The following is a 19,531-nucleotide window of genomic DNA, read 5'->3' on the forward strand; positions in this document are numbered from 1 at the left end:
GGCCCCCGCGCCGCTCGAGAAGATCAGAGCCTGTGAGGAGAACTGCATGACCGATGTCGCCAGCCAGCCGCCCGCCGAAGGTGATGACCGCGCCGTCCTGACCAACCGGCAGGGCCACCAGGTCTACGACAACCAGAACTCCCGGACCGTGGGCGCCCGCGGCCCCGCCACGCTGGAGAACTACCAGTTCCTCGAGAAGATCAGCCATTTCGACCGGGAGCGGATCCCGGAGCGCGTCGTCCACGCCCGCGGGTTCGTCGCCTACGGCGAGTTCGAGGCGACCGGGATGTGGGGCGAGGAGCCGATCGCCGCTTACACCCGCGCGAAGCCGTTCTCCGAGCCCGGGAAGAAGACCGACGTCGCCATCCGCTTCTCGACCGTCATCGGCGGACGCGACTCCTCCGAGGCAGCCCGTGACCCGCGCGGCTTCGCCGTGAAGTTCTACACGGAGGACGGCAACTGGGACCTGGTGGGCAACAACCTCGCGGTGTTCTTCATCCGCGACGCCATCAAGTTCCCCGACGTCATCCACTCCCTCAAGCCGGATCCGGTCACGTTCCGGCAGGACCCGGCCCGCATCTTCGACTTCATGTCGCAGACACCGGAGTCGATGCACATGCTGGTGAACCTCTTCAGCCCCCGCGGCATCCCGGCGGACTACCGCTCCATGCAGGGCTTCGGGGTGAACACCTACAAGTGGATCAACGCCGACGGGAACTCGAAACTGGTCAAGTACACGTGGCAGCCGCACCAGGGCGTGAAGAGCCTGACCGAGGAGGACGCCGCCAACATCCAGGCGACCGACCTCGGGCATGCCTCCAGGGACCTCTACGAGGCCATCGAGCGCGGCGACTACCCGAGGTGGGACCTGTACGTGCAGCTGATGGACGACGGCGACCACCCCGAGCTGGACTTCGATCCGCTCGATGACACGAAGACCTGGCCGGAACAGGACTTCGAGCCGAAACTCGTCGGCACCATGACGCTCAATCGGAACGTCACGGACCACCACAACGAGAACGAGCAGATCTCCTTCGGTACGGGTGTTCTCGTCGACGGGCTCGACTTCTCGGACGACAAGATGCTCGTGGGCCGTACCTTCAGCTACAGCGACACGCAGCGCTACCGCGTGGGTCCGAACTACCTGCAGCTACCGGTGAACTCCGCGAAGAACGCCGCCGTGCACACCAACCAGCGCGGCGGGCAGATGTCCTTCGGGACGGACCTCGCGCCGGGGCAGAACCCGCACGTCAACTACGAGCCGTCCATCACGGGTGGGCTCCGCGAGGGACAGTACCCGACGCACGACGAGCAGGGGCCGGAGATCTCCGGGCGCCTGACGCGCAAGCGCATCCCGCTGACCAACGACTACCTGCAGGCGGGCCAGCGGTACCAGTTGCTCGAGCAGTGGGAGAAGGACGACCTCGTCGCCAACTTCGTGACCCTGATCGGGCAGGCGGCCCGCGCCGTGCAGGAACGCATGGTGTGGCACTTCTACCTCGTCGACGACGAACTCGGAGCCCGCGTCGGGGAAGGACTCGGCATCGGCCTCGCCGACGTCAAGGACCTGCCTCCGCTCGCCAGCCAGACGCTCTCCGAGGACGAACTGGCCCGCCTGAAGAACCTGGGCAACAATGGCCCCCGCAACGTCGAGGGCCTGACCATGACCCACTGCGTGCCCAACGAGCACGTCGTCGTGAGCCGCTAGGCGGGTCAGGCCCGGCTAAGCGCGGCGCACGGGTGTGCCCGGACCGGGGCGGGAAGGCTCAGCATCCCGCCCCGGTCCGGGTTCGGCCCCTAGGCGAAGGTGGCGGCGTCGATGACGAAGCGGTAGCGGACGTCCGAGGCGAGGACGCGCTCGTAGGCGTCGTTGATCTTCCCGGCAGGGATGACCTCGATCTCGGAACCGATGCCGTTCCGGGCGCAGAAGTCGAGCATCTCCTGCGTCTCGGCGATGCCGCCGATCATGGAGCCGGCGAACGAGCGGCGACCGCCGATGAGCGCCATCGCGTTCACCGGCAGCGGCTCGGCAGGCGCACCGACGTTGACCAGGGCGCCGCCGACCGTCAGGAGTCCCAGGAAGGCGCTGATGTCGATCTGCGCGCTGACCGTGTTGATGATGAGATCGAACGAGCCGGCCAGGTCGCTGAACGTGGTCTCGTCGCTGGTGGCATAGTAGTGGTCCGCGCCCAGCCGCAGGCCGTCCTCCTGCTTCTTGAGGGACTGCGAGAGGACGGTGACCTCGGCGCCCATGGCGTGCGCGATCTTGACGGCCATGTGGCCGAGACCGCCGAGGCCGACGACGGCGACCTTCTTGCCGGGGCCGGCGCCCCAGCGGTGCAGGGGCGAGTAGGTGGTGATGCCGGCGCAGAGCAGGGGTGCGGCGACGTCGAGCTCGATGCCCTCGGGGATCCCCAGCACGAAGTCCTCGGTGACGACGACGTGGGTGGAGTAGCCGCCCTGGGTGACGGTCCCGTCGCGGTCGGTGGCGCCGTAGGTGCCCACCATCCCGTTGACGCAGTACTGCTCGTCGCCCACGGTGCAGTTCTTGCACTCCCCGCAGGAGTTCACCATGCAGCCGACGCCGACCCGGTCGCCGACAGCGTGCCTGGTCACCTCGGAACCGACCTCCGCGACGATGCCCGCGATCTCGTGCCCGGGCACCAGGGGGTAGGGCTGCGGCCCCCAGTCCCCGCGCACGGTGTGGATGTCGGAGTGGCAGATGCCGGCGTACTTGATCTCGATCAGGACGTCGTGGGGACCGACGTCGCGGCGTTCGATGGTGGTGGGGACGAGCTCTTCGTCGGCGGAGGGTGAGGCGTAGGCGTGGACTGTGGTGGTCATGGGTTTTCTCCTTCGAGGGGCGTTCAGTTGGTGGATGCGGCCGGCCGGCCGTAGTCCTGGTCGGTGACGTGCTCGCCCCACGTCACGACCTGGCCCTGGTCGTCCGCTTCATGGATGGCGATGTGGGCCATGAAGCGGTCGGCGGTGGCGCCGTGCCAGTGCTCTTCGTGGGGTTCGATGTAGACGACGTCGCCCGGGCGGATCTCCTGCACGGCTCCGCCGCGGCGGGCGACGTAGCCGATGCCGTCGGTGACGTAGAGCGTCTGGCCCTTGGGGTGGGTGTGCCAGGCGGTGCGGGCGCCCGGGCTGAACCGGACATGGGCGCAGCCGACCGCCGACTGCTCGTCGGGGGTGCGCACGCCGTCGATGTGGACTGTGCCCGTGAACCAGGCCTCCGGTCCCACCGTGCTCTGGCCGCCGCTCTGGGTGTACTTCATCGTTCGTGCCTTCCTTCGTGGGGGCGCGCCCGACCTGCGGACCATGCGGTCCGCAGGGGGCGCGTGGTGTCTACCGCTTCTTGGTCTTCTTGAGGTCGTCCGCCAGGGAACGTGCCTCGTCCGACAGCTGTGCGGCCCTGGTCTCCTCGCCGGCCCGGACGGCCTGCCAGTAGTCGATCTTCAGAGCGACGTAGCGCCTCCGCAGGGCGATCGCCCTCGCTTCGACGGCCAGTTGTTCCTGCTGGGCCTTCAGCAGCTCGATCTGCTCCAGGGCGGCGGCCGCCCCGAGTGCCCCGTTCCCGATGTAGCGGCGCATGTCACTCACGGACATCCCCGTCGCACTCAGGCAGGAGACCCAGGTCAACAGATCCAGATCCTCCGTCGTGTAGACCCGGTGCTTGCTGCTTGCGCCGCGGCCGATCGGGGTGATCACCCCGATCGATTCGTAGTAGCGCAACGTACTGGCGGGCAGCCCCGTCAGCGCCGCCGCTTCCTTGATCGTGTACGTTTTCCGGATGCTCGGTGCGCTCACACCCTCAACGATAGGAACTTCAAGTACTTGAAGACAACCGCCTCTGCCGACAGCGGGGATGGACCTTCTAGCGCCGGCGCCTCTCCGCTGCGTGTCGCCCCAACTCCGCGACGGCGGCGGCGGCGATCACGAGGGAGAGCGCCACGATGGCGAGCATGACGTAGAGCAGCACGAGGATGGTCATCGGCGAGGCGGCGGTGTGCAGGATGCGCAGCCCGCCGAGCAGCCCCACGGCCCAGAAGATCCCTACTCCCGCGAGCGCATACGCTGCCCGCTTCCGACCGCGATCGAACCCCATTCCCCGGGCGCACTGTGCCAGGAGGCCCTGCCATTGATCCATACCTCCACTATGGAGGGGCCCCCACAGTGCGGCGCCAGCACGTTCTATCGTGTCGCTCACATTGACAGTGGCAGGAGTACATGCTTGAGGCGGAAGATGCTGGTGTTCCTTCGGATGTCTCCCGTCAGCGCCCAGGGGTGCGCCGAAGCCAGGGCAGGATCCGCCAGCCACCCGTGACACCGGTGACTTTCGGGTCCGCCTCGAACAGGTTGCCGGACGCGGGCGGCAGGAATCCCTTCTTCAGCGCCAGTGCACGGTAGGCGACAGCCACCGCCGGTTCGTACACGGCGGGCGCCACTGCCCGTGCATACACGAAGATCGACTGGATCCGGCCCACCTGCGTGAGCCGGCGGGGCCGGCGGGAGACCCGGACGATCGCCCGGGCCACCCTGACCGGATCCACGACCGGCGGCAGAGGACGGACGGGGCGCCCGGTGTAGTTCGCGGCGTGCTGGTGGATGGGGGTGTCGATCGTCGCAGGAAGGACCGCGCAGACATGGATGTCCGGCGCATCCCGCGTCTCCATGCGGAGTACTTCGAGGAACCCGAGGAGCCCGAACTTGCTGGTGACGTAGGGACTCACCAGGGGCGAGGTGATGCGGGAGTACATCGAGGCCACGGACACCAGCACTCCCCTGCCCTGCCGACGGAAGACACGCAGGGCAGCACGCGCTCCGTACACCTGGCCCAGCAGGTTGACCTCGATGATCCGGTCGAACACCTCCGACGGCGTCTGCTCGAAGGTCCCGAAGCTGTACAGGGAGGCATTGCCCACCCAGACATCGATCCTGCCGAAATGCTGGACGGCCGCGTCTGCGAGCCGATCGACGTCGCCCTCGGACCCGACGTCCGTGGGCACCGCCAGAACCGCCGCACCCCTGTCCCGGCATTCCGCCGCGACGGCCTCGAGCGTGTCGGCGTCCCGGCCGGCGAGGACGAGCCTCGCACCGTCCTCGGCGAAGAGGCGTGCCGTCGCCCGTCCGATTCCACTCGACGCGCCCGTGATGACCACGGTCACTGCTGCATTCATCCTGTCAGCCTCTCCTCGACCCGGCCGCCCGGCCTCTTCCTCGGTCCCCGCGCGCGAAGGGAGCCCCCGCGAGGAGAGCTCCCTGTGCACGTTCCGGACGACGCCTGGTTACCGACCTCCGCGCGGATCCTTGTCCTGGGTGACATCGGGGTCCAGCTCGTCCGCAGCCTGGATGTGGTGCGTCACCTTCTCGCGCAGCCCCTGCGCGTCGGTCTGCCGCGCCTGGGCCTGCTGGCGGAGACGCTCGGCCTCGACCTCGGCCCGCTGCGCCTCGGCTTCGGCCATTGCGGCCTTCGCTTCGCGCTCGCGCGCCTCGAGTTCCGTGTTCTTGGCCTTCTCGCGCATCTCGGCAGCACGTTGCCGGTCCTGCTCCTGCTGTCGCCTGCGCTGCGCGTCGCCCCGCTTCCGGGCCAGGAATGCCACCACGGCAAGAATCACCAGGAGGACGATGATCCCGACGATGATCCACACCACTTGACTCGTATCCATTGCTGACTCCTTCACTCATCGGCGCTTCTGCGCCGGATCCGCCTAGCCGCCGAAGCCGCCCAGGCCGGGGATCTTGCCCAGCAGGTCCTTCGGGTTGATGCCGAACTTGGCGAGGAGATCCGAGTGCTGCTCCGGATCCACCTGGTCGGGGAGCTCGGACTGCGCCTGGTCGGCGTCGCCGTCCTTGCCCTGGCTCTTCAGCAGGTCGATGATCTGCGACTTGTCAATCTGCATGCTGCCTCCTCGTGGAACCACGCCCAATAGTAAGCGTGCTTATGGAAGCATGGCATAGGGCCCCGGACTTGTCACGGGTGCCCCGGGACACCGGACAATGGCTCCATGTCCCTCACCCTGACGCTCCTGGCCGACACGCATCTGCCCAAGCGCGCGAAGGAACTCCCCGCCGAGGTGTGGGCCGCGGTCGAGTCGTCCGACGTCGTCGTGCACGCCGGGGACTGGACCGATGCCTCCCTGCTGGACGAGCTGGAAGCCCGCGCCGGCCGCCTTCTCGCGTGCTACGGGAACAACGACGGCGCCGACCTGCGAGCGCGCCTTCCCCTCGTCGCCCGGGCGGAGCTCGACGGCGTGCGCCTCGCCGTGGTCCACGAGACAGGGCAGAAGCAGGGGAGGGAAGCCCGCATGGCCGCGCTCTATCCCGACGTCGACGTCCTGGTGTTCGGGCACAGCCACATACCGTGGGATACAGGCACCGGCACGGGATTGCGCCTGTTGAACCCGGGTTCCCCCACGGACCGGCGCCGCCAGCCTTTCTGCACCTACATGACGGCGGTCATCGACGGCAGTGGGCTCCAGGCCGAGCTGCACCGGCTACCTCCCCGGTAACTGCGGATCGTGTCCCTGTCCAGCAGTACCGGGGAACGAAATCACCGCCCTTCACATATGTTCGTCAGGTCAACAAATCGCCTAGGGTTTCAGGGTGAGTACCGCGAGGACAGCCGGCAGGACCGACCGGCGATCAAGTATCAAGTACATCCTGATGCTCGGTGCGCTCGCTGCGCTGCCGGCCGTCACCACCGACATGTACCTGCCATCGCTGCCGACGGTCGCCGAAGAGCTCGATGCGACGCAGGCGGCCGTGCAGTTCACCATGTCCGGGATGCTGATCGGCGCGGGCGTCGGCCAGTTGGTCATCGGGCCGTTCTCCGACCGGTTCGGGCGACGGCTACCGCTCCTCATCGGCATCTCACTCCATGTCGTGACCTCGATCCTCTGCTCCCTCACTCCGGACATCGGTACGCTGATCGCGCTCCGCGTCTGCCAGGGCTTCTTCAACGCAGCAGCGTCGGTCGTGGCGATCGCCGTCATCCGGGACCGCTTCGTGGGGTCGGACGCCGCGAGACTGCTGTCCCGGTTGATGCTCGTCATCGGGGTGGCCCCGCTCTTCGCACCGACGGTCGGGCAGGCCATCGCCGGGGCCTGGCACTGGAGAGCCGTGTTCTACGCTCTCGCGTTCATCGGCCTGGCCCTCGTCCTGATCGTCTGGCGCTTCATGCCGGAGTCCCTCCCACCGGCACAGCGCCGCCCCGGCAATCCCCGGGAGGTTGCGCGCGGCTACCTGTCCCTGCTCCGCGACCGGCGCTTCATGGCGCTCGCGGTGGTGCCCGGTCTCGGGCTCGCCGTCATCATGAGCTACGTCGTCGGTTCGCCCTTCGTGTTCCAGAACGAGTACGGCCTCAGCCAGGGTCAGTTCGCGGTGGTGTTCGCGCTCAACGGCGTCGCCCTCGTCGGCTCGGCCCAACTGAACGCGGCCCTCGTGCGTCGTGCAGCCCCCATCCGGGTGCTGCGGATCGCGGTGCTGGTGCAGATGGGCTGCGCGCTCGCCCTCCTCGCGATCGTGCTCACCGGGCTCGGGGGCATCGCGGGGCTCATGGTGGGGCTCTGGCTCGTCCTCGGGATGCAGGGGCTGACCGCCGCGAACGCCTCGGTGCTCGCCCTGCACAACTACGGGCACATGGCCGGTACGGCAGCGGCCGTCATCGGATCCCTGCAGTCGGGCGTAGCCGGGCTCGTCAGCCCGTTCGTCGGCCTCCTCGGGGGTGATTCGGTGGCCATGGTGTGCGTGATGCTTGCAGCGGTGTTCCTCACCCTGCTGGTCCTGGTGACGGGAACACCGACGTACCGCAAGGGCGGGTGGCGCGAACTCGACAGCATGGAACCCGGCGCGACGACGTCGGACGCTGACACCGAGCAGCGCCAGGCCGAACAGGTGGAGGCGCAGGGCCCGGACCAGCGCAGCTGACGCGCAGGGCCAGCGCAGATCTGGCACATGATCAGCCCGAGTGCCGCTTTTTCCGCCGGCCCGCGGGGTTCCGGACGGTACACTGGCCGACGCAGGCAGAGGGCCTGTCGAAGACCCGGGAGTCCCTTGAGCAAGCATCTGAACCGGACCGTGTCCGCCGCCGCCATCGTTCTGCTCGGCGGCCTCACCTTCGGCGCGCTGTCCGCCCAGGCCGAGGACTGCACCGTCGGTGACGGTACGAAGAAGTGCCAGAACGAGGTTGCTAATCGTCCCACGCCGGGTCCTCAGCCCCCGGCTCCAGTTGCCACCCCGACACCTACGCCCACGGTGGCCCCGACGGTGGCCCCGACGGTGGCCCCCACGTCCCCGCCCGCCACGACACCTGCACCTGCACCTGCACCGACGGAGGACCCCACCCTGGCCCCCGTCCCGGTTCCACCCCCCGCTCCCGAGCCCTCCCCGGCACCGGTGCAGATTCTCCCGGCCCCTGCTCCCGTGCCGGTGCCGCCCGTGGAGCAGGCCGTGCCGGAAGTCCTCCTGCCGCCGGTTCCCGAGGTCCTGCCGGACATCGTGGAGGCGCCGATCGAAGAGGCCACCGCGACCCCGAAGGCTACGAGGACTCCTACCCCATCGCCGACGCCGTCGGCTGCGGCGACGACGCAGGCCCCCGCGTCAGCGTCAGCCGAAGCCAGCCCGGAGGCTGTGGCCCTCGAGCGCACCGAGACGCGCAGGGGACCGAACGTCCCGCTGCTCGCCCTGCTCTCCGTCGTCATCATCGGCTGCATCGCCGGACTCGTGCAGGTCATTGGGCTCCCGAGGAAGGCCGTCGTCCTCCCGAAGGGGAGGCATTAGGGGTCCGGGCATTCTTGCCCAGGCGGGCCTGTTCGCACCGCCTGCGCCGTGGGTACCATGGAAATCCATCGGCCCGTCGGGCCGGACGGAAGGTTCACGAGGAGGTGGAGTCATGAAGAAGGCCATCGTCGCCGCGTTCTGCGCCGCACACGCCCCCATGAATCCCGCCTCCCCTGCATCCACGTGGTAGCCGTGCCCTGCGGGAGGCTTCCGCAGAGGATCCCCCGTGAACACTCTTACGCAGTACGGCTTCACCGACCCCATCGACGCTCTCTTCACCGCCCACTTCCCGCCCCCGTCCGGTGCGCGGCCCGCACGGGTGATCCGCACGGACCGCGGACGCGTCCTGCTCGCATCCCAGGACGGGCTGCTCCACCTCGACAGTGACCGCCTCGATAGCGACCGCCTCGACGGTGGCCGCGCGCTCGTCACCGGCGACTGGGTGGCCACCGCGGGCGGACACCCGGCCGCCGGCGGTGATACCGTCCTCGGTCTCCTGCCCCGCTTCTCCCTGCTCAGGCGCAAGCGGGCGCATGACCCGCTGTCCGAGGCGCAGCTGCTCGGCGCCAACATTGACCTCGTGGGCGTCGTCGTGCCCCTGGACAGGCCCCTGTCGACCAATCGACTCGAACGCACCCTCGTGGCGGCCCGGGACTCCGGCGCCCTTCCGGTCGTGATCCTGACGAAGGCCGACCTGAGTACCCGCTTCGATGACGTCGTCGCCGAGACGATCGACCGGGCCCGCGGCGTCGAGGTGGTCACCACCTCCGCCGAAGCGTCCGACGGGCTCGACGAACTCCGGGGGCGGATCGGCCCCGGACAGACGATGGCGCTGCTCGGGCCCTCGGGCGCGGGCAAGTCGAGCCTGGTCAACGCCCTCCTCTACAGTTCCCGCCAGGGAACGGGCCCGGTCCGGGCGGGTGACGGAAAGGGCCGGCATACGACGACCGCCCGCGAACTGGTCCCGCTGGGAGACGGCGCCGTCGTCATGGACACGCCAGGGCTGCGTGGCTTCGCGCTGTGGGACGCCGAGGACGGACTGACGGACGTCTTCACCGACGTCGAGGGGCTCTTCCCCGGCTGCCGTTTCAGGAACTGCGCCCATGACAGCGAGCCCGGCTGCGCGGTCCGGGCGGCCATCGAGACCGGCGCCCTGCCGGAGCGGCGCTGGCAGAGTTACCGCACGATGGAGCGGGAACTCGCGGCCCTTCACCGGCGGCAGGAAGCGGCGAACCGACGACACTCCACCAGATCCGTCCGGCCGGCCAGGGATGTGGCTCCGGCGAAGGACTACCGGCGCCTGGTCGGAGAAGGCGGGTGAGAACCGGGGCATTCCCCTGCACGTTTCGGGAAGCACGTGCCGAAACCCCAAGTGACCACCCGGGCGGGAGCTCCGCAGGGCCGCCACGACCCCGCGGCGGGGGCCCGCCGCGACATGAAAAACCCCTCCTGACGGGTATTCACCGGTCGGAAGGGTTTGGTGGAGCCCCCTGTCGGATTCGAACCGACGACCCCCGCTTTACAAGAGCGGTGCTCTGGCCAACTGAGCTAAGGAGGCGTGCTGGCCGGGCCAGCGGCGCCGTCGTACCCGCCGCTCCAGAAGGCAGCAGGAATCGACGCTGAGCGCTCAATAAGGGTAGCCCAGCCGCGGCAGCGCGGGAAATCAGGCACGCCGCCTCCCGTTCGGCCGGCAGCCGGGCGATCCCGCGTCGGCCCCACCCTCCGTCGTGCCGGTTCCGGGCCACCATGTCCACCGGGCGATCGGGCTGTGGCCCCGCCTTCGAGTGCCACAGCGCCGGACCCGCGGAGGCACGAACCGATAGAGTCAGGTCAGAGACCACCTACTGCCATGGAGCCCGTTTTGAGCGCAGCACAACCTTCGACCACAACCGGCGTCAAACCCACCTTCTCGGCGGACGGCCAGTTCGGGGATTTCGACTTCATCGTCGTCTCCAACCGGCTTGCTGTGGACCGCGTCGTCGACGAGCACGGCGAAAGCTCCTGGCGGCGATCGCCCGGGGGCCTCGTCACCGCGCTCGCGCCGGTCATGGCGAAGGCCGACGGCGCCTGGGTCGGCTGGCACGGCGCCCCCGACGAGACGCTCGAGCCCTTCGACGAGGCGAACATGCGCCTGGTCCCCGTGCCGCTCAGCGAGGAGGAGGTGGAGCTGTACTACGAGGGCTTCTCCAACGCCACGCTGTGGCCGCTCTACCACGACGTGATCGCATCGCCGGAGTTCCACCGCACCTGGTGGGACTCGTATCGGAAGGTCAACGAGCGCTTCGCGGAGGCTACGGCGTCCGTGGCTGCAGAGGGCGCCACGGTGTGGGTGCAGGACTACCAGCTGCAACTCGTGCCCCGGATGCTGCGGCAGGCCCGCCCCGACCTGAAGATCGGCTTCTTCAACCACATCCCGTTCCCGCCGCTGGAGATCTACGCGCAACTCCCATGGCGCCGGCAGGTCATCGAGGGACTCCTCGGCGCCGACCTCATCGGGTTCCAGCGCCCGAGTGACGCCAGCAACTTCCTCCGCTGCGTGCGACGCTTCAAGGGCTACACCATCAAGGCCCAGCAGGTGCAGATCCCCGAGGACGACGACGGCACTCCCGCCTACGTCTCACGCGCCGAAGCGTTCCCCATCTCCATCGACACGGCGTCGATCACGGAGCTGGCGCAGCGCCCCGACGTCATCGAGCGATCGAGGGAGATCCGGCGCGAGCTGGGCGACCCCCAGCACATCCTGCTCGGCGTGGACCGCCTCGACTACACGAAGGGCATCGGCCATCGGCTCAAGGCCTACGGCGAACTGCTCGAGGACGGCGCCATCACGGTGGAGGACGCCGCCCTCATCCAGGTCGCCAGCCCGAGCCGCGAGCGCGTGGAGCAGTACCGCATCCTGCGCGAGGACATCGAGGGCGCGGTCGGCCGCATCAACGGCACGCACGACACCATGAAGAACACGGCCATCCGCTACCTGCACCACAGCTACCCGGTCGAGGAGATGGTGGCGCTGTACCTGGCCGCCGACGTCATGCTCGTCACGGCGCTGCGCGACGGCATGAACCTCGTCGCCAAGGAATACGTGGCGGCCCGCACCGGCAATACGGGCATGCTCGTCCTCAGCGAGTTCGCGGGCGCGGCGGACACCCTCCGCCAGGCGATCCTCGTCAATCCGCACGACATCGACGGCCTGAAGAGCGCGATCGTCTCGGCGATCACCATGCCGAAGACGGAGGCCATGCGGCGGATGCGGCTCATGCGCCGCCAGGTCGTCCACAACGACGTCGAACGCTGGTCGCAGGCATTCCTCAATGCCCTCCACTCCGGAGGCCCCGGTCATGGCGCTTGACGCGGACCTCCAGAACGCGCTGCGTGCCCTGGCCGCGACACCGCGACTGCTGGTCGCGCTCGATTTCGACGGCACGCTCGCCCCGCTGGTAGAGCGGGCCGAAGATGCGCGGGCCCTTCCGGCGTCCGCGGAGGCCGTCCGCGCCCTGGCCGGTCTTCCCGATACGACGACGGCGCTGATCTCCGGGCGTGCCCTCGGCAGCCTGCGGACGGTCGCGGACCCGCCGGCGGACACCCTGCTGATCGGGAGCCATGGCGCCGAGACCTGGACCGGGCCAGACGGCGCGCCCCTCGCGCTGACACCGGAGCAGGAGGACCTCCGGGCACGGGCAGTCGACGTCATCGAACGGGTCGTCGCCACTCACGAGGGGACACGTATCGAGTTCAAGCCGGCCGGCGTCGTCCTCCACACGCGGACGGCGGCCGACGACGTCGCCGACTCCGCCGTCTCCGCAGCCCGGGCGGAACTCTCGCGGATCAAGGGTCTCAGCGTGACCGACGGCAAGCGCGTCCTCGAGATCTCGGTGATCACAGCGGACAAGGGACAGGGGCTCGCGCTGCTGAGGGAGGCCGCCGGGGCGACGGCGGTCCTCTTCGCAGGTGACGATGTCACGGACGAACACGCCCAGCGGACACTCGGTCCGAACGACGTCGGCATCCGGATCGGCCCCGGAGACACTGCCGCGTCCTTCACCGTCGCGACACCGGAAGACTTCACCGAGGTCCTCCAGGAACTCGTGGCGTTACGGTCATCAGGTGCGCGCAGCTAGGGAACGTGTCATACTACGGGGGCGTGACCAAGGCCACCGGTACTGGTGGCTGGGCGCGCGCCACAACTGAATACTCTTCCATTCACTACGGATCGTCGGGCACGTACCTGCCCGTGAAAAGGAACCAAAACCATGGCAACGGTAACGTTTGACCAGGCCACGCGCCTGTACCCGGGCACCGAGAAGCCCGCTGTCGACAAGCTGAACATCGACATCGCCGACGGCGAATTCCTCGTCCTCGTTGGACCCTCCGGTTGCGGAAAGTCCACCTCCCTGCGGATGCTCGCAGGCCTCGAAGACGTCAACTCAGGACGCATCCTCATTGGTGACCGTGACGTCACGGATGTCCCCCCGAAGGATCGCGACATCGCGATGGTCTTCCAGAACTACGCGCTCTACCCGCACATGTCGGTCGCCGACAACATGGGCTTCGCGCTCAAGATCGCCGGCGTCTCGAAGGAAGAGCGTGCCGAGCGCGTCCGCGAGGCCGCAAAGCTCCTCGACCTCGAGAACTACCTGGACCGCAAGCCGAAGGCACTCTCCGGTGGCCAGCGCCAGCGTGTCGCCATGGGTCGTGCGATCGTCCGTAACCCGCAGGTCTTCCTCATGGACGAGCCGCTGTCCAACCTGGATGCCAAGCTCCGTGTGCAGACCCGCACCCAGATAGCCTCGCTGACACGGCGCCTCGGCGTCACGACGGTCTACGTGACACACGACCAGGTCGAGGCAATGACCATGGGTGACCGCGTCGCGGTCCTCAAGGACGGCATCCTCCAGCAGGTCGACACTCCCCGGAACCTCTACGAGCGCCCCAGGAACGTCTTCGTCGCAGGATTCATCGGCAGCCCCGCGATGAACCTCCTGGAACTGCCGGTAGCTGACGGCGGCGTCCTCTTCGGCGGTATCACCTACCCCGTCCGCAGCGACATCCTGAACGCCGCTGCAGGCAACACCGTCACGCTCGGTGTCCGCCCCGAGGACCTCGTCCTCAGCAGCCCGGGTGAGGGCCTGCAGGTCGAGGTCGACGTCGTCGAGGAGCTCGGCGCCGACGCCTACATCTACGGCCACACCACGCTCGACGGCAAGAACCACGACATGGTGGCTCGCGTCGACGGCCGCCGCCCACCCATGAAGGGTGACACGGTCTTCGTCCGTCCCGAGCAGGGCCACGTGCACCTGTTCGACACCTCCACGGGTGAGCGCCTGGCCGAGACGGTCTAGCGTCCCCGCGCACTACGTACGACGACGGCGGTGGCTCCGCCGGACATCCCTGGATGTCCGGCGGACGCCACCGCTTCGTTTAACGGCAACTACGCTTGATCCAGGATCCATCTCCCGCCCTGATACGAAGGCAGCACCATGACAGAGACCTCGAACGCCCAGTGGCATGACGAGCCCACCGACTACGACCAGGCGGGCAAGCTGCCGAGACTGCGGCCCGCTTCCTCGGAGGCCCCGAGTCTCGGGTCCCTGAACATCACCGCAGCAGCGACCGACTCCGAGCTGCTCGACCTCCCCTGGCACATCGCCCTCGAGCAGTGGCCCGCCAGCGCCCTCGCGGCACTTCCCCGCGGCATCTCCCGGCACATCGTGCGCTTCGCTCACCTCGGCGGCTCCGTCATCGCGGTCAAGGAGACCAGCGAGCATATCGCCCGCCACGAGTACCACATGCTCCGGAAACTCCAGCGGCTGGACGTGCCCTGCGTCGAGCCCGTCGCCGTGATCTCCGGCCGCACCACGCCCGAAGGCGAGGAGCTCGATCCTGTCCTGGTCACGCGGCACCTCAAGTTCTCGCTCCCCTACCGGGCACTGTTCTCGCAGACGCTTCGGCGCGACACCCTGACCCGGCTCATCGACGCCCAGGCACTGCTCCTTGTCCGTCTCCACCTCATCGGCTTCTACTGGGGCGATGTCTCGCTGTCGAACACTCTGTTCCGCCGTGACGCAGGATCCTTCGCCGCCTATCTCGTCGACGCCGAGACCGGCGAGCTGTACCCGGAGCTGTCGACCGGGCAGCGAGAATACGACCTCGAGATCGCCCGCGTGAACATCGCCGGCGAGCTGATGGACCTCGCCGAGGGCGGACTCATCGAGGAGAAGGTCGATCCGCTCGCGACGAGCGAGCTGATCATGGACAGCTACCGCCGGCTCTGGACCGAGCTCACCGAGAAGGAGTCGTTCGAACTCGGCGAGCGGTGGCGTGTCGGCGCACGCATCCGCCGGCTCAACGAGCTCGGATTCGACGTCGAGGAGTACGCGATCAAGACGGCGGCGAACGGCACCCAGATCCAGCTGCAGCCCAAGGTCGTCGACGCCGGACACCATAGTCGCCGGCTCCTCCGCCTGACCGGACTGGACGCACAGGAGAACCAGGCGCGGCGCCTCCTGAACGACATGGACGCCTACCGCGCGGACAACAACCCCACCCTCGATGAGGAGTTCAGTGCCCACCTCTGGGTGAACGAGGTCTTCGAACCCATCGTCCGCGCCGTCCCGCGCGAGCTGGGCGGAAAGCTCGAGCCTGCGGAGGTCGTGCACGAGGTGCTGGAGCACCGCTGGTACATGTCGGAGCGTGAGGACCGGAACGTACCCATGGCGGAAGCCGTGCAGTCATATCTCGACGACGAATTGCGGCACCGTCGCGACGAGGCGGCGATCATGCTGACGGCCGACGCCAAGACCATCGGGATCGACGAGGACTCGGAGTACGGCGACAACTAGGGGGCAAAAGGAAGGACCGGCGGTCCTGAGGCCGCCGGTCCTTCCGCTTGCTGTGCGCCGATCGCTACGGGCAGGTGACGGTCTGGCCCTGCACGGTGACCTGTGTGCCCGAAGGAACCCCCTGGCATGCTTCCGCCGCTTCCTGGATGAGTGGGGCGGCCGCGGCGATGAGCCCGATGATCAGGATCAGACCGATGGTGAAAAGCGCACCGACGATGATGCCGGCCAGCGCGAACCCGTTGCCCATCCTGGCACGCCGAGATTTCACGAAGGCCACGATGCTGATGATCAGGCCCACCGGGGCGATCAGGATGGCCAGGATGAATCCGATGATACCCAGCGTCCTGCCCGGATTCTCCGCGGGCTGGCCCTGATAGCCCTGCTGGCCGGGATAGTTCCCCGCGCCTGAGCCGTACGGCCCCTGCTGGCCGTAGGGCGAGGGGCTCTGGCCGTACTGCGGCTGGTTCTGCCCGTACTGGGGCTGGTTCTGCCCGTACTGCGGCGGATTCTGGCCGTACTGGGGCTGGTTCTGCCCGTACTGCGGCGGATTCTGGCCGTAGGGCGAGTTGCCCTGCGATTCCGGATTGTTGTCAGACATGGCGCCCCCAAGGGAAGAAGTGGAAAAGTGACGGAATTCCGGCAATTTCCTGAACATTATCACTGGGCTGATGCACCTACCCGGAGCTGGCGGGCAACGATCGTGGGACGATTGCCTTGCCTGGATTCAGGATGCCGAGGGGGTCGAAGACCTGCTTGACACGCGCCTGCAGTTCCAGGATCTCAGGCGACTGCTCCCATGAGAGCCACCGGCGCTTGTACTGACCCACGCCGTGCTCTCCCGTGATCGTCCCGCCGAGGTCGAGGGCACACCGGACCGATTCATCCAGCGCTTCCTCCAGCCGCTCCTGCGCCCGCTCGCCTTCACCGCGGTCCACCCAGAAGGTGGGATGGAGGTTGCCGTCCCCTGCATGCGCAACGACTTTCAGGCGGACGTCGTGCCGGGCAGCCATGGCCTCCAACTCCGCGACATAGCGCACCAGCTGCGATTTCGGTACGGCGACGTCCTCCCCCACCCTGTAGAGATCGTCGACCTCGTCGCCGCGGCTGTGCCGCCTCAGATCGACGAGCCGGTCGGCTTCCTCGGATCCCTCGTCGCTGACGCTCGCCCCCAACCCGACGAGCGCCGCACGGATCGCTTCCGCTTCGGCCGCAGCTCCGTATCCATCGGTCCGGATGAGGAGGAGCGAACCGCCGCGCCGGCGGAGGTCGGACCCGTGGGCTCCGTCCAGTGCCTCGAGCGTCCTGCCGTCGAGCAGTTCGAGGATGGCGGGCTGTACCCGGGCACGACCGATGGCGAGCACACCCGCGGCGGCCGCCGGGAAACTGTCGAAGAACGCCGCCAGGGTACGCACGGTGCGCGGCAGGTAGCGAAGGCGCACCGTGATGCCGACGATGACGCCGAGCGTTCCCTCGGACCCGGTCATCAGTGCGGTCAGGTCATAGCCGGCCACACCCTTGAACGTCCGGTGCCCGGTGGACACGAGGGTCCCGTCCGCGAGCACGACGTCGAGTGCGAGGACCGAGTCACGCGTCACGCCGTACTTCGCGCAGCGGAGGCCACCGGCGTTCGTCGCGACGTTTCCGCCGATCGTGGACCAGCGGTAGCTTGCGGGATCCGGGGCGTACATCAGTCCGTGCTCCGCGACAGCGGCGTTGAGGTCGGCGTTGATGACACCGGGCTCGACGACGGCGGTCTCGTCGTCGGGGTTGACCTCCACGATCCTGTTCATGAGTTCCAATGACAGGATCACGCTGCCCTCGGTCGCGTGAGCACCGCCCGAGAGACCGGACCCAGCGCCTCGGCTGACGACGGGGACACCATGCCGTGTTGCCCATCCGAGGACTGCCTGGACGTCCTCGACGGACTGCGCCCGGATCACCGCGCTCGGAAGGATCGTCTGCACAACGGGGCCCTGGTCACGCGAGTAGTCGGCCAGGTCGGCCGGTGACGTCGACACCCGTCCCGGCAGTCCTGCTGCCAGTTCATCGATAGCTGCCTCGCTGATCATGATCCCCCCATGAAGCGCTGATAACGGGCGAGGGCCTCGGGCCAGAACTCCTGGTAGAAGTCGTAGATGGCTTGCGGGTCGGCCGTGGTCCACCCGGTATGGGTCAGTCTCAACGTGGTGGCGTCCTGCCCGCCCGTTATCTCCAGCCGCACCACCGTTGTCGAAGCCGACCCTGCATGCTTCCACCTCAGTTCGAGCCACTCCCCCGGCCGGCCCCCGGTCACTTCGCCCCACACGTTCTCGTCATCCTGCGCGGAGGTCTCGACCAGGGCGTTGTCCTCCAGACCGAAGAAACTGTCGTCTCCCCAGCGGCTCAACTCCCCGGCCGGCCACCACAGGTGGAGGTGTTCCGTCAGGCCCGCCCAGGCATGATCAGCCGGGGTGGGCACGGACACCGTCGTCCGTAGGTCCGGCCTCTCGCCGGGGGCGTCGGGAGCGGCGGAAGGATGCGAGAACAATCCAGTCATGATCCGACACTACCGCTGCCGATGGCCAGTACGGTCCCGGTCGGCCGGGCTGGACCCGGCCGGACCCAGCCGGCGACCATCCGATCCCGCGCGGCCGCACCGAGGCACGACCGGCCGCACTCCGGCATACCGACCGCCGGAGTATTCGGTGCCTCGTGCCGGGGCGGGTGTCCCAGCCAAGGCCTTCCGATCGCAGGGATCAGCGTTGTAGTGTGATGGCGTGATCGTCCCGGATGTCCCTCAGAACGCCGTGGCGGTCGCGGATCACTACGACGATCTGGATCCGATCTATCGTCGGGTGTGGGGCGAGCACGTCCATCACGGGCTATGGGCGACGGGTCGCGAGACGCCGGCCGACGCCGTCGAGGCATTGGTCGATACCGTCGGTGATCGGCTGCACCTCAAGCCGGGCGAGGCGTGCGCTGACATCGGCTGCGGCTACGGCTCCACCGCGCGGCAACTCGCGGTGACACGCGGCGTCGGCGTGACCGGCATGACGCTGTCCGCCGAGCAGGCCGAGTATGCCGCTGCGCACCCCGTACCCGACGTGGACATCCATCTCCGCGACTGGCTCTCCAACGGGCTTCCCGATGCCTCGGTCGATGCCGCGTGGGCGATCGAATCGAGCGAGCACATGGTCGACAAGCTCCAGTTCTTCGCCGAGGCGCACCGCGTGTTGTCGCCCGGCGGCCGTTTCGTCGTCTGCGCGTGGCTCGCCGAGACCGATGCCGGCCGTTGGAAGATTCGCCACCTGCTCGAGCCGATCTGCCGCGAAGGGCGCCTGCCCTCGATGGGCACTCGCGAGGAATACGAGGCGATGGCACTGGCGGCGGGCTTTACGATCGCCGACTATGAAGATGTCAGCCACCGCGTCGCGCGCACCTGGACAATCTGCGGACGTCGACTCGTGAAGGCCTTGCTCGTCGATCGTGAAATCCGTCGCCTCGCCTTCCGCTCACGCAATCGCATCTCCGTCCTGATCTTCCCCCGCCTGATCCTGGCCTACCGCACCGGCGCGATGCGTTACGGAATCTTCACGCTGTCGAAGGCGAGGGAGGACGGGGCCCGTCGCGAACCCGGCGACCCGACGCAGCAGGAGAGCGCCTGATCCTCAGCACTTTGATGGCGGGCCCCTCGCAGGCCCGGCCTTGCCCGGACGCGTCACGCAGGGCCTGGGCTGATGCCAGCCGGATTCCGGGCATGTGCGGCCCGGCATCCGCGTGCCGGCTGGTGCCGGTGCCGGTTCGGCGGGGTGGTGGGTTTAAGTGGGGAAGGCCCCGCACCTGGTGGTGCGGGGCCTTCCCGTTGAATGGTTGTCCGGCGGTGTCCTACTCTCCCACACTCTCTCGGGTGCAGTACCATCGGCGCTGTG

Annotated in this window: 20 protein-coding genes and 1 tRNA gene; 10 read left to right on the top strand and 11 right to left on the bottom strand. The window is 68.2% G+C overall.

Annotated elements, in window-relative coordinates:
* Positions 1–46: 46 nt before the first annotated feature.
* Complete coding sequence (locus ACX80J_RS15585; RefSeq protein ID WP_459348392.1) at positions 47–1,708, top strand: catalase; 1,662 nt, start codon at positions 47–49, stop codon at positions 1,706–1,708.
* A gap of 89 nt (positions 1,709–1,797) precedes the next feature.
* On the opposite strand, the gene ACX80J_RS15590 is transcribed toward ACX80J_RS15585, so the two are convergent.
* The 7 genes from ACX80J_RS15590 to ACX80J_RS15620 all read right to left on the bottom strand — a co-directional run bounded on the left by ACX80J_RS15590 (position 1,798) and on the right by ACX80J_RS15620 (position 5,906).
* On the bottom strand, positions 1,798–2,844 hold the full coding sequence (locus ACX80J_RS15590) for an NAD(P)-dependent alcohol dehydrogenase (protein WP_459344773.1): 1,047 nt from the start codon (positions 2,842–2,844) through the stop codon (positions 1,798–1,800).
* Between the two features lie 23 nt (positions 2,845–2,867).
* Positions 2,868–3,281: a (R)-mandelonitrile lyase gene (locus ACX80J_RS15595; RefSeq protein ID WP_459344772.1), complete on the bottom strand. Its 414-nt coding sequence runs from the start codon at positions 3,279–3,281 to the stop codon at positions 2,868–2,870.
* A gap of 70 nt (positions 3,282–3,351) precedes the next feature.
* Positions 3,352–3,813, bottom strand: a complete 462-nt coding sequence (locus ACX80J_RS15600; RefSeq protein ID WP_459344771.1) for a MerR family transcriptional regulator — start codon at positions 3,811–3,813, stop codon at positions 3,352–3,354.
* 67 nt (positions 3,814–3,880) lie between these two features.
* Positions 3,881–4,153: a hypothetical protein gene (locus ACX80J_RS15605; protein ID WP_459344770.1), complete on the bottom strand. Its 273-nt coding sequence runs from the start codon at positions 4,151–4,153 to the stop codon at positions 3,881–3,883.
* Positions 4,154–4,277: 124 nt separating this feature from the next.
* Entirely contained in the window at positions 4,278–5,183 is a 906-nt protein-coding gene (locus tag ACX80J_RS15610) for an SDR family NAD(P)-dependent oxidoreductase (protein WP_459348393.1), read from the bottom strand.
* 108 nt (positions 5,184–5,291) lie between these two features.
* The gene (locus ACX80J_RS15615; RefSeq protein ID WP_459348394.1) at positions 5,292–5,672 is read right to left on the bottom strand and encodes a hypothetical protein; all 381 of its coding nucleotides are present in this window, start codon (positions 5,670–5,672) and stop codon (positions 5,292–5,294) included.
* A 42-nt stretch (positions 5,673–5,714) separates the two neighbouring features.
* Positions 5,715–5,906 carry a hypothetical protein gene (locus tag ACX80J_RS15620; protein WP_087071546.1) on the bottom strand — a complete coding sequence of 64 codons (192 nt, stop codon included), beginning with the start codon at positions 5,904–5,906 and terminating at the stop codon, positions 5,715–5,717.
* A gap of 105 nt (positions 5,907–6,011) precedes the next feature.
* Between ACX80J_RS15620 and ACX80J_RS15625 the strand changes: the two genes are divergently transcribed.
* From ACX80J_RS15625 to rsgA, 4 genes are all read left to right on the top strand, one after another.
* Entirely contained in the window at positions 6,012–6,515 is a 504-nt protein-coding gene (locus tag ACX80J_RS15625; RefSeq protein WP_459348395.1) for a metallophosphoesterase family protein, read from the top strand.
* A 94-nt stretch (positions 6,516–6,609) separates the two neighbouring features.
* Complete coding sequence (locus ACX80J_RS15630; RefSeq protein WP_459348396.1) at positions 6,610–7,932, top strand: multidrug effflux MFS transporter; 1,323 nt, start codon at positions 6,610–6,612, stop codon at positions 7,930–7,932.
* Positions 7,933–8,058: 126 nt separating this feature from the next.
* Complete coding sequence (locus ACX80J_RS15635) at positions 8,059–8,784, top strand: hypothetical protein (RefSeq protein ID WP_459348397.1); 726 nt, start codon at positions 8,059–8,061, stop codon at positions 8,782–8,784.
* 226 nt (positions 8,785–9,010) lie between these two features.
* Positions 9,011–10,105 (top strand): ribosome small subunit-dependent GTPase A, encoded by a 1,095-nt coding sequence (rsgA, locus tag ACX80J_RS15640; protein WP_459348398.1) that lies wholly within the window; start codon positions 9,011–9,013, stop codon positions 10,103–10,105.
* A 160-nt stretch (positions 10,106–10,265) separates the two neighbouring features.
* Here rsgA and ACX80J_RS15645 read toward each other — a convergent pair.
* Positions 10,266–10,342 (bottom strand) — tRNA-Thr (locus ACX80J_RS15645).
* 291 nt (positions 10,343–10,633) lie between these two features.
* Between ACX80J_RS15645 and ACX80J_RS15650 the strand changes: the two genes are divergently transcribed.
* The 4 genes from ACX80J_RS15650 (at position 10,634) to ACX80J_RS15665 (ending at position 15,623) form a co-directional block, all read left to right on the top strand.
* Positions 10,634–12,133 carry an alpha,alpha-trehalose-phosphate synthase (UDP-forming) gene (locus ACX80J_RS15650; protein WP_459348399.1) on the top strand — a complete coding sequence of 500 codons (1,500 nt, stop codon included), beginning with the start codon at positions 10,634–10,636 and terminating at the stop codon, positions 12,131–12,133.
* On the top strand, positions 12,123–12,902 hold the full coding sequence (gene otsB / locus ACX80J_RS15655; RefSeq protein WP_459348400.1) for a trehalose-phosphatase: 780 nt from the start codon (positions 12,123–12,125) through the stop codon (positions 12,900–12,902). Before ACX80J_RS15650 ends, otsB begins: the two co-directional genes overlap by 11 nt.
* Before the next feature lie 132 nt (positions 12,903–13,034).
* Positions 13,035–14,123: an ABC transporter ATP-binding protein gene (locus ACX80J_RS15660; protein WP_459344761.1), complete on the top strand. Its 1,089-nt coding sequence runs from the start codon at positions 13,035–13,037 to the stop codon at positions 14,121–14,123.
* A gap of 138 nt (positions 14,124–14,261) precedes the next feature.
* On the top strand, positions 14,262–15,623 hold the full coding sequence (locus ACX80J_RS15665) for a DUF4032 domain-containing protein (protein ID WP_459344760.1): 1,362 nt from the start codon (positions 14,262–14,264) through the stop codon (positions 15,621–15,623).
* A gap of 64 nt (positions 15,624–15,687) precedes the next feature.
* Here ACX80J_RS15665 and ACX80J_RS15670 read toward each other — a convergent pair whose 3' ends face one another.
* The 3 genes from ACX80J_RS15670 to ACX80J_RS15680 form a co-directional block, all read right to left on the bottom strand.
* On the bottom strand, positions 15,688–16,221 hold the full coding sequence (locus tag ACX80J_RS15670) for a DUF4190 domain-containing protein (RefSeq protein WP_459348401.1): 534 nt from the start codon (positions 16,219–16,221) through the stop codon (positions 15,688–15,690).
* A 76-nt stretch (positions 16,222–16,297) separates the two neighbouring features.
* Positions 16,298–17,692: an FAD-binding oxidoreductase gene (locus ACX80J_RS15675; protein ID WP_459348402.1), complete on the bottom strand. Its 1,395-nt coding sequence runs from the start codon at positions 17,690–17,692 to the stop codon at positions 16,298–16,300.
* Positions 17,689–18,159 carry an SRPBCC family protein gene (locus tag ACX80J_RS15680; RefSeq protein ID WP_459348403.1) on the bottom strand — a complete coding sequence of 157 codons (471 nt, stop codon included), beginning with the start codon at positions 18,157–18,159 and terminating at the stop codon, positions 17,689–17,691. Before ACX80J_RS15680 ends, ACX80J_RS15675 begins: the two co-directional genes overlap by 4 nt.
* A gap of 220 nt (positions 18,160–18,379) precedes the next feature.
* Between ACX80J_RS15680 and ACX80J_RS15685 the strand changes: the two genes are divergently transcribed.
* The gene (locus tag ACX80J_RS15685; RefSeq protein WP_459348404.1) at positions 18,380–19,267 is read left to right on the top strand and encodes a class I SAM-dependent methyltransferase; all 888 of its coding nucleotides are present in this window, start codon (positions 18,380–18,382) and stop codon (positions 19,265–19,267) included.
* The last annotated feature ends 264 nt before the right edge of the window (positions 19,268–19,531 follow it).

The organism is Arthrobacter rhamnosi, from assembly GCF_054510975.1.

Excerpts from the sequence above, each read along its gene's own strand:
- ACX80J_RS15585 (WP_459348392.1), top strand. The coding sequence starts at position 47 with ATGACCGATGTCGCCAGCCAGCCGCCCGCCGAAGGTGATGACCGCGCC.
- ACX80J_RS15595 (WP_459344772.1), bottom strand. The coding sequence starts at position 3,281 with ATGAAGTACACCCAGAGCGGCGGCCAGAGCACGGTGGGACCGGAGGCC.
- ACX80J_RS15670 (WP_459348401.1), bottom strand. The coding sequence starts at position 16,221 with ATGTCTGACAACAATCCGGAATCGCAGGGCAACTCGCCCTACGGCCAG.
- ACX80J_RS15590 (WP_459344773.1), bottom strand. The coding sequence starts at position 2,844 with ATGACCACCACAGTCCACGCCTACGCCTCACCCTCCGCCGACGAAGAG.
- ACX80J_RS15605 (WP_459344770.1), bottom strand. The coding sequence starts at position 4,153 with ATGGATCAATGGCAGGGCCTCCTGGCACAGTGCGCCCGGGGAATGGGG.
- ACX80J_RS15660 (WP_459344761.1), top strand. The coding sequence starts at position 13,035 with ATGGCAACGGTAACGTTTGACCAGGCCACGCGCCTGTACCCGGGCACC.
- otsB (WP_459348400.1), top strand. The coding sequence starts at position 12,123 with ATGGCGCTTGACGCGGACCTCCAGAACGCGCTGCGTGCCCTGGCCGCG.
- ACX80J_RS15680 (WP_459348403.1), bottom strand. The coding sequence starts at position 18,159 with ATGACTGGATTGTTCTCGCATCCTTCCGCCGCTCCCGACGCCCCCGGC.
- ACX80J_RS15615 (WP_459348394.1), bottom strand. The coding sequence starts at position 5,672 with ATGGATACGAGTCAAGTGGTGTGGATCATCGTCGGGATCATCGTCCTC.
- ACX80J_RS15650 (WP_459348399.1), top strand. The coding sequence starts at position 10,634 with ATGGAGCCCGTTTTGAGCGCAGCACAACCTTCGACCACAACCGGCGTC.
- ACX80J_RS15625 (WP_459348395.1), top strand. The coding sequence starts at position 6,012 with ATGTCCCTCACCCTGACGCTCCTGGCCGACACGCATCTGCCCAAGCGC.
- ACX80J_RS15675 (WP_459348402.1), bottom strand. The coding sequence starts at position 17,692 with ATGATCAGCGAGGCAGCTATCGATGAACTGGCAGCAGGACTGCCGGGA.
- ACX80J_RS15610 (WP_459348393.1), bottom strand. The coding sequence starts at position 5,183 with ATGAATGCAGCAGTGACCGTGGTCATCACGGGCGCGTCGAGTGGAATC.
- ACX80J_RS15620 (WP_087071546.1), bottom strand. The coding sequence starts at position 5,906 with ATGCAGATTGACAAGTCGCAGATCATCGACCTGCTGAAGAGCCAGGGC.
- ACX80J_RS15665 (WP_459344760.1), top strand. The coding sequence starts at position 14,262 with ATGACAGAGACCTCGAACGCCCAGTGGCATGACGAGCCCACCGACTAC.